Origin of the sequence: Streptomyces sp. MnatMP-M17 (assembly GCF_900091995.1) — a bacterium.
Classification (GTDB): domain Bacteria; phylum Actinomycetota; class Actinomycetes; order Streptomycetales; family Streptomycetaceae; genus Streptomyces.
The window spans coordinates 1-12,902 of record NZ_FMDK01000451.1; the positions used below are offsets into that span (position 1 = coordinate 1).

The 12,902-nt window shown below is 69.3% G+C and carries 12 protein-coding genes; 8 read left to right on the forward strand and 4 right to left on the reverse strand.

The genetic code is table 11. The annotated features are described in order from the left end of the window. The coding region (locus GA0115259_RS20290) for an aminotransferase-like domain-containing protein (protein ID WP_107469229.1) at window positions 1-1,117 on the forward strand (1,117 nt) is incomplete at its 5' end. A 163-nt stretch (window positions 1,118-1,280) separates the two neighbouring features. Then, entirely contained in the window at window positions 1,281-1,670 is a 390-nt protein-coding gene (locus tag GA0115259_RS20295; protein ID WP_093599070.1) for a VOC family protein, read from the forward strand. An 85-nt stretch (window positions 1,671-1,755) separates the two neighbouring features. On the opposite strand, the gene rocD is transcribed toward GA0115259_RS20295, so the two are convergent. Continuing rightward, window positions 1,756-2,967 (reverse strand): ornithine--oxo-acid transaminase, encoded by a 1,212-nt coding sequence (gene rocD, locus GA0115259_RS20300; RefSeq protein ID WP_093599073.1) that lies wholly within the window; start codon window positions 2,965-2,967, stop codon window positions 1,756-1,758. A gap of 169 nt (window positions 2,968-3,136) precedes the next feature. Between rocD and trpS the strand changes: the two genes are divergently transcribed. Next, a complete protein-coding gene (trpS, locus tag GA0115259_RS20305) occupies window positions 3,137-4,204 on the forward strand; it encodes a tryptophan--tRNA ligase (RefSeq protein ID WP_093599103.1) in 1,068 nt (355 codons plus the stop codon). A gap of 271 nt (window positions 4,205-4,475) precedes the next feature. Continuing rightward, window positions 4,476-5,072 (forward strand): 2'-5' RNA ligase family protein, encoded by a 597-nt coding sequence (locus tag GA0115259_RS20310; protein ID WP_093599076.1) that lies wholly within the window; start codon window positions 4,476-4,478, stop codon window positions 5,070-5,072. A 45-nt stretch (window positions 5,073-5,117) separates the two neighbouring features. On the opposite strand, the gene GA0115259_RS20315 is transcribed toward GA0115259_RS20310, so the two are convergent. After that, window positions 5,118-5,897 (reverse strand): decaprenylphospho-beta-D-erythro-pentofuranosid-2-ulose 2-reductase, encoded by a 780-nt coding sequence (locus GA0115259_RS20315; protein ID WP_093599079.1) that lies wholly within the window; start codon window positions 5,895-5,897, stop codon window positions 5,118-5,120. Between the two features lie 168 nt (window positions 5,898-6,065). Here GA0115259_RS20315 and GA0115259_RS20320 point away from each other — a divergent pair, with 168 nt between their 5' ends. Beyond that, the gene (locus GA0115259_RS20320; protein WP_093599082.1) at window positions 6,066-7,043 is read left to right on the forward strand and encodes a YihY/virulence factor BrkB family protein; all 978 of its coding nucleotides are present in this window, start codon (window positions 6,066-6,068) and stop codon (window positions 7,041-7,043) included. On the opposite strand, the gene GA0115259_RS20325 is transcribed toward GA0115259_RS20320, so the two are convergent. Next, window positions 6,991-8,277 (reverse strand): D-alanyl-D-alanine carboxypeptidase family protein, encoded by a 1,287-nt coding sequence (locus tag GA0115259_RS20325; RefSeq protein ID WP_345941023.1) that lies wholly within the window; start codon window positions 8,275-8,277, stop codon window positions 6,991-6,993. The genes GA0115259_RS20320 and GA0115259_RS20325 overlap by 53 nt on opposite strands. 175 nt (window positions 8,278-8,452) lie before the next feature. Between GA0115259_RS20325 and GA0115259_RS20330 the strand changes: the two genes are divergently transcribed. The 3 genes from GA0115259_RS20330 to GA0115259_RS20340 all read left to right on the forward strand — a co-directional run bounded on the left by GA0115259_RS20330 (window position 8,453) and on the right by GA0115259_RS20340 (window position 11,833). Then, on the forward strand, window positions 8,453-8,698 hold the full coding sequence (locus tag GA0115259_RS20330; protein ID WP_093599088.1) for an SCO4848 family membrane protein: 246 nt from the start codon (window positions 8,453-8,455) through the stop codon (window positions 8,696-8,698). A 92-nt stretch (window positions 8,699-8,790) separates the two neighbouring features. After that, the gene (locus tag GA0115259_RS20335) at window positions 8,791-10,098 is read left to right on the forward strand and encodes a metallophosphoesterase (protein WP_093599091.1); all 1,308 of its coding nucleotides are present in this window, start codon (window positions 8,791-8,793) and stop codon (window positions 10,096-10,098) included. Window positions 10,099-10,279: 181 nt separating this feature from the next. Beyond that, on the forward strand, window positions 10,280-11,833 hold the full coding sequence (locus GA0115259_RS20340; protein ID WP_093599094.1) for an ABC transporter substrate-binding protein: 1,554 nt from the start codon (window positions 10,280-10,282) through the stop codon (window positions 11,831-11,833). A 7-nt stretch (window positions 11,834-11,840) separates the two neighbouring features. Here GA0115259_RS20340 and GA0115259_RS20345 read toward each other — a convergent pair. Continuing rightward, the coding region (locus GA0115259_RS20345) for a sensor histidine kinase (protein ID WP_107469230.1) at window positions 11,841-12,902 on the reverse strand (1,062 nt) is incomplete at its 5' end.

The following is a 12,902-nucleotide window of genomic DNA, read 5'->3' on the forward strand; positions in this document are numbered from 1 at the left end:
CGTACCGCCCAGGACCAGGCCGGCCCGTGGCGGGCCCGCCCACAACCTGCTGCCCGGCTCGCCCGATCTCGCCGGATTTCCGCGCGCCCAGTGGCTCACGGCCGCCCGCCGGGCGCTGACGGCCGCGCCGCACGAGGCCTTCGGATACGGGGATCCGCTGGGCCGGATCGAACTGCGTACCGCCCTCGCCGACTATCTGGCGCGGGCCCGAGGCGTGTACACGGCTCCGGAGCGGATCGTCGTCTGCTCCGGCTTCCTCCACGGTCTGATGCTGCTGGGCCAGATGCTCAGGGCCCGGCGGGTACGGGCGGTCGCCGTCGAGTCGTACGGTCTCGACATCCACCGGAACGCGCTGACCAAGGCGGGCCTGCGGACTCCGCCGCTCCCGCTGGACGCGCGCGGCACCCGCACCGAGGAACTGTCCGACCTGCGCGGCGTCGGAGCCGTACTGCTGACCGCCGCGCACCAGTTCCCGCTCGGCATGGCGCTCCACCCCGACCGGCGCTCGGCGGCGGTGGACTGGGCGCGCGCCACGGACGGGCTGATCCTGGAGGACGACTACGACGGTGAGTTCCGCTACGACAGGCAGCCTGTCGGCGCCCTTCAAGGACTCGATCCCGAACGAGTGGTGTACCTCGGCACCGCGAGCAAGTCCCTGACGCCCGGACTGCGGCTCGGCTGGCTGGTACTGCCGGAGGAACTGGTCCGCGAGGTGAGCGAGGCGAAGGGCGAGGTGGACTGGGTGTCGAGCGTGCTCGATCAGCTCACGCTCGCGGAGTTCATCGCCTCGGGCGCGTACGACCGTCATGTCCGCTCCATGAGGCTGCGCTACCGGCGCCGCCGCGACCAGCTCGTGGCGGCGCTCGCGGAACGGGCCCCGGAGATCCGGGTGACCGGGATCGCGGCCGGTCTGCACGCCGTTGTCGAACTCCCGCCGGGCACCGAGCGCTCGGTCGTCGAGGCCGCCGCCTGGCAGGGCCTGGCGGTGTACGGCATGAGCCGCTTCCGGCATCCGTCCGTCGCGCCGGGCACCGATGCCCTGGTGGTCGGTTACGGCACGCCGTCGGACAGCGCGTGGCCGGGCGCGCTGGACGCGCTGTGCCGGGTCCTGCCGTAAGTCCGTGACGGGGACCGGGACCAAGGGGCCCGCACCGGGGTCCGGTGCCGGTCGACACCCTCCGGAGTCCGAATTAGGATCATCAGTACGGCATCGCGTGTCGGTCACCGTCCGGGTGAGGCATGGAGGTGCCCGTGAGTTTGCCTTACGGAGGCATTCCACAGTGTCCATCCAGTTGAATCACACCATCATCCACTCCCGGGACAACCGGGAATCCGCCGAGTTCCTGGCCCATATCCTCGACCTGCCGGTCGGGACCGAATGGGGCCCGTTCGTTCCCGTCGAACTGAGCAACGGCGTGACTCTCGACTTCGCCTCCATACCGCCGGAGTCGATCGTCCCGCAGCACTACGCCTTCCTGGTCAGCGAGGAAGACTTCGACGGAATCTTCCGGCGCATCCAGGACAAGGGCGTCACGTTCTACGCCGATCCGCACCAGAAGCACCCGGGCGAGATCAACCACAACGACGGTGGCCGCGGCGTGTACTTCATCGATCCGGTCGGTCACGCCATGGAAGCCATCACGCGTCCTTACGGCGGCGGCGCGAGCTAGCACCGGGCCTGATACGTCCACCTTGAGGGCGGCGGTTCCGCCGCCCTCAAGGGTTCGCCCAGGTCCGCGCGGATACGGTGCCCGGTCAGTCCCCCTCCGTCAGCACCACGCGCAACTGGTCCAGGCCCCAGTCCAGGTCCTCCTTGCTGATCACCAGCGGCGGAGCGATACGGATCGTGGAGCCGTGGGTGTCCTTCACCAGTACGCCACGGTCCATCAGCCGCTCCGAGATCTCCCGGCCCGTCCCGCGCGACGGCACGATGTCCACTCCGGCCCAGAGCCCACGGCCCCGTACCGCCTCCACCGCGCCGCCGCCCACCAGCAGCCCCAGCTCATGGTGGAGATGGTCGCCCAGCTCGGCGGCGCGCTGCTGGAACTCACCGGTCCGCAGCATCTCGATGACCTCCAGCGCCACGGCGCAGGCGAGCGGATTGCCGCCGAACGTCGAGCCGTGCTCACCCGGTCGGAACACGCCCAGCACCTCGGCCGACGACACCACGGCCGACACCGGCACCACTCCGCCGCCCAGGGCCTTGCCGAGGACATACATGTCGGGCACCACACCCTCGTGCTCGCACGCGAAGGTCTTTCCCGTACGGCCCAGGCCGGACTGGATCTCGTCCGCGATGAAGAGCACATCGCGCGCCCGGCTCATCTCCCGTACGCCGGCGAGATAGCCCGCCGGCGGGACCAGCACTCCGGCCTCGCCCTGGATCGGCTCCAGCAGCACCGCCACGGTGTTCTCGGTCATCGCCGCGTCCAGCGCCGTGAGATCGCCGTACGGAACGATCTCGAACCCGGGCGTGTACGGTCCGTAGTCCGCCCGCGCCTCGCTGTCCGTGGAGAAGCTGACGATGGTGGTCGTACGGCCATGGAAGTTGTTGGCCGCGACGATGATCTTCGCCATCCCGTCCGGCACGCCCTTGACGCGGTAGCCCCACTTCCTGGCGGTCTTCACGGCGGTCTCCACCGCCTCCGCGCCGGTGTTCATCGGCAGGACCATCTCCATGCCGCACAGCTCCGCCAGCCGCGTGCAGAAGTCGGCGAACCGGTCATGGTGGAACGCCCGGGACGTCAGCGTCACTCTTTCGAGCTGAGCCTTGGCGGCGTCGATGAGTCTTCTGTTGCCATGGCCGAAGTTGAGCGCCGAATATCCGGCGAGCATGTCGAGAAAGCGCCGTCCCTCGACATCCGTCATCCAGGCGCCGTCCGCCGAGGAGACGACGATGGGCAGCGGGTGGTAGTTGTGCGCGCTGTGGGCCTCGGCCGAGGCGATGGCACTCTCCGTAGTCGACACGGACTCTCCGATCGGTCAGGACAAACTGTCCGGCGTGCGCGGGGCGATGCTCCACTTTCTATCGTCGCTCGCCCGGTCCGGGAAGAAGCCTTGCTTCCGGTGTGCCCGACGGTGTGCCCGACGGAGATCCGTTCACCGGCGGTCGGTCGCACCTGCGAGAATGGTGGACATGGCCTCTGACCGCCCGCCCGTCTCCCACCACCGCCCTCAAACGGGGGGCTCCGCGCCGAGTTCCAGTCTGCGCGCGCTCTCCGGAATCCAGCCCACCGCAGGCTCGTTCCATCTCGGGAACTACCTCGGTGCGGTGCGCCAGTACGTGGCGCTGCAAGACACCCACGACGCCTTCTACATGGTCGTGGACCTGCATGCGATCACCATTCCGCAGGATCCGGCCGAGCTGAGCGCCAATACGCGCCTCGCCGCCGCCCAGCTTCTCGCCGCCGGTCTCGATCCGCGGCGCTGCACGCTCTTCATCCAGAGCCATGTGCCCGAACACGCCCAGCTCGCCTGGGTCATGAACTGCATCACCGGCTTCGGCGAGGCCTCCCGGATGACGCAGTTCAAGGACAAGTCGGCCAAGCAGGGCGCGGACCGCGCCACGGTCGGCCTCTTCACGTATCCGATCCTCCAGGTCGCGGACATCCTGCTCTACCAGGCCAACTCCGTGCCGGTCGGCGAGGACCAGCGCCAGCACGTCGAGCTCACGCGCGATCTCGCCGAGCGGTTCAACGCCCGCTTCGGCCACACGTTCACGGTCCCGGCGCCGTACATCCTCAAGGAGGTCGGGAAGATCTACGACCTCCAGGACCCGGCGATCAAGATGAGCAAGTCGGCGTCCACGCCCAAGGGCCTGGTCAATCTGCTCGACGAGCCGAAGACCACCGCGAAGAAGATCAAGAGCGCGGTCACCGACACCGGCACGGAGATCCGGTTCGACACCGAGGCCAAGCCGGGCGTGAGCAATCTGCTCACCATCTACTCCACGCTCACGGGCACGACCGTCGCGGAGCTGGAGGAGAAGTACGTCGGCAAGGGCTACGGCGCGCTGAAGACGGATCTGGCGGACGTCATGGTCGATTTCGTCACTCCGTTCAGGACCCGGACCCAGGAGTATCTGGACGATCCGGAGACGCTGGACTCGATCCTGGCCGAGGGCGCGGAGAAGGCCCGCGCCGTCGCCGCGGAGACCTTGGCGCAGACGTACGACAAGGTCGGCTTCCTGCCCGCCAAGCACTGAGGCCGGACGGCACGGGCGGAACGGGCGGCACGGACGCGACGGACGCGACGGACAGGCCGTACGGGCTGTCCCCGCGCGCCCGACCGCCCGCAGGGCACCGCCCATGAAGGGCCGTCGGCCACACACGGACGGCCGCTCCGTCCGTCGGTCGGCGTACGCGGAGAGGCGAGCGCTGGCCAGTCGGCCGGTGCGACCGTCACACTGGCGGACGGTGGCCCTGTTTCCATCACCACCCGATCACACGGACGACACACGGACTGAGGAGAACGACGTGGGGACCGTAACGCTCGGCGTTTCGATCGCGGTCCCGGAGCCGTACGGCAGCCTGATCCAGGAGCGGCGTGCGGGCTTCGGCGATCCCGCCGCGCACGGCATTCCCACGCATGTCACGCTGCTGCCGCCCACCGAGGTCGACGCGTCGGCGCTGCCCTCGATCGAGGAGCATCTCGCCTCGGTCGCGTCGGCGGGCAGGCCCTTCCCGATGCGGCTGTCCGGTACGGGCACGTTCCGCCCGCTCTCGCCGGTCGTCTTCATCCAGGTCGTGGAGGGCGCGTCGGCCTGCACCTGGCTCCAGAAGCGCGTCAGGGACAGCTCGGGACCGCTCGTCCGCGAACTCCAGTTCCCGTACCACCCGCATGTGACCGTGGCGCACGGTATCGCCGAGGAGGCGATGGACCGGGCCTACGAGGAGCTGTCCGAGTACGGTGCGGCCTGGAGCTGCACCTCCTTCGCGCTGTACGAGCAGGGCGCCGACGGCGTGTGGCGCAAGCTGCACGAGTACGCGTTCGGCGGCGACGAGGAGGCCTCGGCAGTGCCCTTCCAGGGCTGCCAGGACACCTCGGTCGGGCCCGCCTCGCTGAGCCCCTGAGTGCCCCTGCCCCTGACTGAGCCGATCCGCTCGGACCGGCAGCGCTCAGACCGGCAGTCTGCGGAAGACCGGACGCGGCAGATGCCGTAGCGCCGACATCACCACCCGCGCCGATCCCGGCACCCACACCATCTCCGAGCGCCGCCGCAGTCCCAGCTCGATCGCCGTCGCCACCGCCTCCGGAGTGGTGGCCATCGCGGTGGCCAGGGCGCTGTCCAGCGGTGCGTCGCCAAGACCGGCCGTCTTCCGCGACCGTACGAAGCCGGGCCGTACGGTCATCACCTGTACGCCCGTGCCCTGCATGGCGTCGCCCAGCCCTTGGGCGAACGCGTCGAGGCCCGCCTTGCTCGACCCGTAGATGAAGTTCACGCGCCGCGCGCGCTCACCGGCCGCCGACGAGAGCACCACCAGCGAGCCATGTCCCTGCGTCTGCAACGCGCCCGCGCACACCAGTCCGGCCGAGAGCGCGCCGGTGTAATTGGTCTGCGCGACACGGACGGCCGCGGGCGGATCGGCCTCGTCGTGCGCCTGATCGCCGAGGATCCCGAACGCGAGCAGCACCATGTCGATGTCGCCCTCCGCGAAGACCTTTCCGAGCACCTCCGGATGGGAGGCGGTGTCCAGGGCGTCGAAGGCGACGGTACGGACGTCCGCGCCCAGCGCCCGCAGCCGGTCGGCCTCGGTGTCCAGGGCGGCGGAGGGACGGCCCGCCAGCCGGACCGTACGCGTACGGCGGGCGATCAGCCGGCGCGCGGTGGCGAGCCCGATCTCCGACGTACCGCCGAGGACGAGCAGGGACTGCGGGATGCCGAAGGCGTCCTTCATGGTGATTGCTCCTGGAGGTCGGCAGATATGGTGGTGACCGTATCGCCCTGTAAAGGATTCTTTGTCGCCTTTCCTGTCGTGCTCGTATGAACGCTCGTATGAACTCGTATGAATGGGTGGCCGGTGATGTCCGACGTCGGCCGGCCGATCCCCGGGTAGGTCTCCACCATGGACTGGCTGAAGAGAATCCCGGTGATCGGGCCGCGGATCGGCCCGCTCGTGGACCGGCTGGCGCGGACGCATGTCTGGCGTTCGTACGAGACGCTCGACCGGGTCCACTGGACACGGCTGGCCGCCGCCATCACCTTCATCAGCTTCATCGCGGTCTTCCCGCTGATCACCGTGAGCGCGGCGATCGGTGCCGCGCTGCTCAGCCAGGGCCGGCTCGACCGGATCAAGCGCACGGCCGAGGAGCAGGTGCCCGGTATCTCCGGCGAACTCGACATCGACGCCCTGGTGGCCAATGCCGGCACGGTCGGCCTGGTGGCCGGCGCGCTGCTGCTCTTCACCGGGATCGGCTGGATCGGTTCGATGCGCGAGTGTCTGCGGGCCGTCTGGGAGCTGGACAAGGCCGAGAAGGGCAATCCGATCGTGCTCAAGGCCAAGGACGCGGTGGTGCTCGCGGGCCTCGGCGCGGTCGGGCTGGGCTCGCTCGGCGTCTCCACCTTCGGCTCCACGGCCATCGGCTGGACCGCCGCCCGGCTGGGCATTCCCGAGGGCGGCGTGGGCGGAGCGGTGTTGCAGACCGCCGTACTGCTGGTGGCGGTCGGAGCCGACTTCATGATCCTGCTGTACGTACTGACGCTGCTGCCTCAAGTGCAGCCGGCGCGTCACCGGCTTCTCGTCGCCGCGCTCATCGGCGCCGTCGGCTTCGAACTGCTCAAGCTGCTGATCGGCGGCTATATCAAGGACGTGGCGGCGAAGAGCACGTACGGCGCGTTCGGAGTGCCGGTGGCGCTGCTGCTCTGGATCAATTTCACGGCGAAGCTGCTGCTGTTCTGCGCCGCCTGGACGGCGACGCCGGACAGGGACACTCCGGCCGAGGACGAGGCCGTCGCCCATGACGGCGGCGGCGCGGCCCGCTGTGACGGCGCTACTCGTGCGGACGGCGCCGGACGAGATCGGGGAGCGGCCAGCGCCGGTTGACCAGATACACACCGCCGGCCAGCACGATCAGCGCTCCGCCCGCCAGCGCGAGCGCCGTCCCGATACCGCCCGTCCCGCCGCTGTTCGCCGCGGCGAACGGCTTGTCCTGCTCGGCGGCCTTGATCGCGTCGGCTCCCACCGGAGTGGGTGTCGGCGAGACGTTCGTCGCCGCCGACTTCGGCGGCACCAGCGTCCCGACCGGCTTCACCTTGCCGGACGCCGCGAAGCCCCAGTCCAGCAGCCGTGTGGTCTCCTGGTAGACCGCCTGGCCCTCGTGCGAGGACGGGTTCATCACTGTGACCAGCAGGACCTTGCCGTTCCGCTCGGCGACACCGGTGAAGGTCGCGCCCGCGTGCGTGGTGTTGCCGTTCTTCACGCCCGCGATGCCCTTGTACGGAGCGATCCCGGGCGCGCCGGTGAGCAGCCGGTTGGTGTTCTGGATCTCGAAGAACTCGCGCTTCGGCTTGCCCTTCTTGTCCTTCTCCGGCTTCTCGCCCTTCGCCGGCTTGATCGGCTCGCCCGGGAACTTGGCCGTCGCGGTCGCGCAGTACTCGCGGAAGTCCTTCTTCTGAAGGCCCGAGCGGGCGATCAGAGTGAGGTCGTACGCGCTGGAGACCTGGAGCGGCTCGTCGTAACCGTCGGGCGAGACCACATGTGTGTCGAGCGCCTGAAGCTCCTCGGCGTGCTCCTGCATGTCCTGCACGCTCTTGGCGACTCCGCCGTTCATCGCAGCGAGCACGTGGACGGCGTCGTTCCCCGAGCGCAGGAACACCCCGAGCCACAGATCATGAACGGTGTACGAGAGATTCTCCTTGACCCCGACGAGGCTGCTGCCCGCGCCCACGGGTTCGAGGTCCTTGGGCTTCACCTTGTACGACTTGGTCTTGGGAAGCTTGGGCAGCAGTGTGTCCGCGAAGAGCATCTTGAGCGTGGAGGCCGGCGGCAGCCGCCAGTGGGCATTGTGCGAGGCCAGTACGTCGCCCGACTCCGCGTCCGCGACGATCCAGGACCGGCCGCTCAGCTTCTTGGGCAGGACCGGGGCTCCGGCGCCGAGGTTGACCTGGGTGCCCGCCTTGCTGAGTCTGGCCCCGCCGACCTTGGACATCGACGCCGGCGGCTGAGGCTCCTTGTCGGGGCCCTCGGCCTTGGTGTCCGCCGACGCGGGCACAGCGGTCAGAATGGGTAGCAATGCGGCGGCGAGGACCGTCAATGCGGTCTTTTTCAAAGCGGACACGATCGGAAACGTACATTGTGACGAGTTCAATTCCGACACCGGCGTGGTGAACCGCCGCTCCCTCCGCCGTACCGGCCCAACGTCCTGCACCTTTGGCCTGACTTCGGCCCGTTCCGGCCGCCCGGCCCCAGGACCCCGTTGCCGCCGCCCGGAGAACGCCGGTGATACTGAATCCATGAAGCTCAGCCGCCCCGTGTCCTGGTTCCTGCTCGTGTTCGGGGTGTGGAGCTGGTTCATCTGGATCACTTTCGTCAAGAACCTCTGGCAGAACGGGAGCGGACTCGCTTTCGACGACGCCGGTGATCCGACGGGCTATTTCTGGGTGCACCTGCTGCTCGCCGTCGCGTCCTTCCTTCTGGGGACGGCCGTGGGCGCGATCGGGTTCCGTGGCGTACGCGCGCTCAGGCGCGAACAGCGCTGACCGGCCGGAAACCGCCGTCAGCGCCAATACCGCGATACCGCAATACCGCCAATACCGCCAACAAACACAGACAGGGATAAGGGGGACCGTTCGTGGTCGTCGTGGTCGTTCTGACGGTGCTCGCCGTCGTGGCGCTGCTCGTCGGAGCGCATTGGTTCGTGTGGCGGCGCCTGGTGCGCGACACGACGGAGCCGAGCGGCAGGGTCCGCAGACTGGGCACCGTCGCCATCGTCGTTCTGCCGTTACTGTCCGTCGCCGGAGTGAGCGCGGGACGGTCCGCGACGCCGTTCTGGCTCCAGCAGGTGCTGGCCTGGCCGGGCTTCCTGTGGCTCGCGGTGCTGCTGTATCTTGTGCTGGCCCTGGCGGTCGGCGAGGCCGTACGGCCGCTGCTGAGGCGTCTGATGGACCGCCGGGAGACGGCGCGTGAGCCGGCGGCGGACCTGGTCACCGTCGGAGCCTCGGCCGGAGCCGGCCTCGGGATATCCGACGGTGACGGTCCGCGCGACGATCAGGCCGCCCGTCCGGACACCGACACCGACACCGGCGCTACCGGTACCACTGGCGCCACAGCCTCGCCCTCCCGCCGTCTCTTCGTCTCCCGTGTCGTCGGCGGCGCCGCCGCGACCGCCGCGCTCGCCACCGTCGGCTACGGCACCTACGGCGTGCTGCGCGGCCCGCGGATCAAGCGCGTGACCGTACCGCTCGCCAGACTCCCGCGCAGCGCCCACGGCTTCCGTATCGCCGTCGTCAGCGACATTCATCTCGGCCCGATCCTGGGCCGCGCCCACACCCAGCGCATTGTCGACACCATCAACTCCGCCCGTCCCGATCTGATCGCGGTCGTCGGTGACCTGGTGGACGGCAGCGTCGAGGATCTGGGCCCGGCGGCGGAGCCGCTCGCCGCTCTGGAGGCGCCGCACGGCGCGTTCTTCGTCACCGGCAACCACGAGTACTTCTCCGGCGCCGCCGCCTGGGTCGACCATGTACGCGAGCTCGGGCTGCGGCCCTTGGAGAACGAGCGCGTGGAGATCTCCGGCTTCGATCTCGCCGGTGTCAACGATGTCGCGGGCGAGAGCGAGGGCTCGGGCCCGGACTTCGAGAAGGCGCTCGGCGACCGTGACCGGGCCAGGGCGTCCGTACTCCTCGCCCATCAGCCCGTCGTCATCGACGACGCCGTACGCCACGGTGTCGGTCTCCAGCTCTCCGGACACACCCACGGCGGACAGCTCTGGCCCGGCAACTACCTTGCCGAGCTGGCCAATCCGACCGTGGCCGGTCTGGAGCGGTACGGCGACACCCAGCTCTACGTAACGCGCGGCGCGGGTGCCTGGGGCCCGCCCGTACGGGTCGGAGCGCCCTCCGACATCACCCTCGTACAGCTCGCGTCACGCCAGGCCTGAGAACCGCCGGAGGAGGCCGGCCGCTCCACCGCGGCCGGCTCCTCCGGACGTCCCCTGCGTCCCGGACAGGCGTTCACGACCGTTACCTGTGAGACACGCGATTTGGCTTACACGCGTCTTTCCCTTGTGGTTGGGTGAGCGCCATCACGGTCAGGGGTGGGCGTGATAGAGGGGCACAGCGATGCGGTCGATCCGTATGCGGATACTCATCACATGTCTGGTACTGGTCGTCGCGGGAGTGGGCGGCTGGCAACTGCTTCCGTCCGATCCGGCCGGGCAGAAACCGATCACCGTCGGAACGACCGACGTGGTCACGTCGCTCGATCCGGCGGGCGCCTACGACGCGGGATCCTGGGCGCTGTTCAGCAACATCTACCAATCTCTGCTGACGTTCAAACCCGATTCGGTCACGCCCGTGCCGGACGCCGCCCGGGAGTGCGCCTTCGTCGGAACGGAGCTGCGGACCTACCGCTGCGAGCTCCGCGACGATCTGCGCTTCCCCAGCGGGCGCGCGATGACCGGCGAGGACGTCAAGTACTCCTTCGACCGGGTGCTGACGATCAAGTCGGACGTCGGTCCGCGGTCCCTCTTCACCACGCTCAAGTCCGTGGTGGCGAAGGGCCTGACGGTCACCTTCAACCTCACCTCGCGTGACGCGACCTTCCCCCTCAAGGTCGCCACGGGAGCCGGTTCCATCGTGGACCGCACCCGCTATCCGGCGGATGTCCTGCGCGCGGGCTTCGAGGCCGACGGCTCGGGCCCGTACATCCTCACGGCCTACACACCCGGCTCCACCGTCCATCTCGTGCCCAATCCCGGCTACCACGGCGCGATCGACGAGACCGGCGGCCCGGTCGACATCGCCTACTTCGAGACGTCGGACCAACTGGCCGCCGCCTGGAAGGCCCGTACGGTGGATGTCACGCACCGCCAGCTCCCGCCGTCGCTGATCGCCAGGCTGGACGCGGGCAACGACGGCATCCGTGTCAACGAGGCCGAGAGCGCCGCGATCCGCAATCTCGTCTTCAATGTCCGCGAGGGCTCGCCGCTGGCCGATACGGCGGTACGCAGGGCGATCGCCGCGACCGTCGACCGGGCCGAGATCGTCACCGGCGTCTACGACTCGACCGTCGATCCGCTCTACTCGCTCATCCCGCAGGGCGTCACCTCGCACACCACGCCCTTCTTCGACTCCTATCCGGATCCGGACCCGGAGCGGGCGAAGCAACTCCTCGCGGACGCGGGAGTGCGGACGCCGGTCCGGTTCACGCTCGCCCACGCGCAGGGCGGTTCGGCGGCGCCGGAGGCGGCGGAGCTGCGCAAACAGCTCGAAGCCACCGGGCTGTTCAAGGTGAAGATCGTCGAGAAGGAGTGGACGGAGTTCCAGAAGGGCTACTCCCAGGGCGAGTACGACGCGTACTGCGTGAGCTGGCTCCCGGACTTCCCGGACCCGGACAACTTCGTACAGCCTCTGGTCGGCCGTGAGTCCACGCTGCACAACGGCTATGCGAGCGAGCAGGTGGACCAGTTGATCGAGTCCACGCAGCAGTACAGCGAACGGGCCCGCGCCTCGCAGGACTTCAGGACGCTCCAGAAGGTGGTGGCGGCGGATGTGCCCGTCCTGCCGCTCTGGCAGAAGAAGGACTATGTGCTGAGCACCGAGGACATCACGGGCTCGCAGTATCTCTCGGACGGTACGGGCCTGTGGCGGCTGTGGGCCCTGGGCAGGCTCTGACCTTCGGTCACGGTGACGGGCATGGCAGTGTCACCGTGACCGCGAGGCCAGCGCCCGGTGCGGTCTCCACCGTGACCTCGCCGCCGTGCGAGGCCACCACCGCCTGCACGATGGACATACCGAGCCCGCTGCCGCTGCCGTTCCCGTCTGTGTCGCTGCCGCTGTCGCCGCCCGTGCCGCCCGTCACCCGGAAGAAGCGGTCGAAGATACGGTCGGCGTCGGCGCCTTCCATCCCGGGGCCCTGGTCCGCGACACGAAGCCGTACCTCGCCGCACTCCGAGCGCGCCAGGTCCACCGTCACCGGCGCGGCCACCGGAGTATGGACGCGGATATTCGTCAGCAGATTCCCGATGACCTGCCGCAGCCCCGACTCGTCGCCCTGGACGAGCATCGTCCCGTCCGCCGCCACCTCGACCGTACGGTCCGGCTGCTGCGCGCGCAGATCGTCCGCCGCGTCCCTGACAAGTCGGCTCAAATCCACCGGCCGCAGCCGCAGTTCGGGCCGCTGGTCCAGCCGGGCCAGCGTCAGCAGCTCGTCGACGAGCCGACCCATCCGGTCCGCCTCCGCGTTCATCCGGGCCATGGCGCGCGTACGCTCGGCCCGCTCGCGCAGCATCCCGCGGGCGTAGAGCTGGAGATAGCCGCGGATCGCGGCGAGCGGCGTACGCAGCTCGTGCGAGGCGTCCGCGACGAACCGGCGGAGCTGGGCCGCGCTGCGCTCGCGCGTCACATACGCCGATTCGACCTGCTGGAGCATGGAGTTGAGCGCGAGCCGCAGTTGTTCGGTCTCCGCGATAGTGTCGTGACGGCCCGGTATCCGGCGCGTCAGATCGCCCTCGGCGATGGCGGACGCGGTCTCCACCATGTCCTCCAGCGGGCGCAGCGTACGGCCCGCGCTCATCAGCGTCATGACCGCGAGCAGGACCAGCAGCAGCGTCCCGAAGCCCAGATCCAGCTTGAGCGCACGTTGCAGACTCTGGTGGACGGTCTTGGCGGACTTCGCGAGCAGGACCACCGAGCCGTCGCCGAGCCGGGCGGCCGTCATCCGGTACGGCTCGCCGTCCCCGTC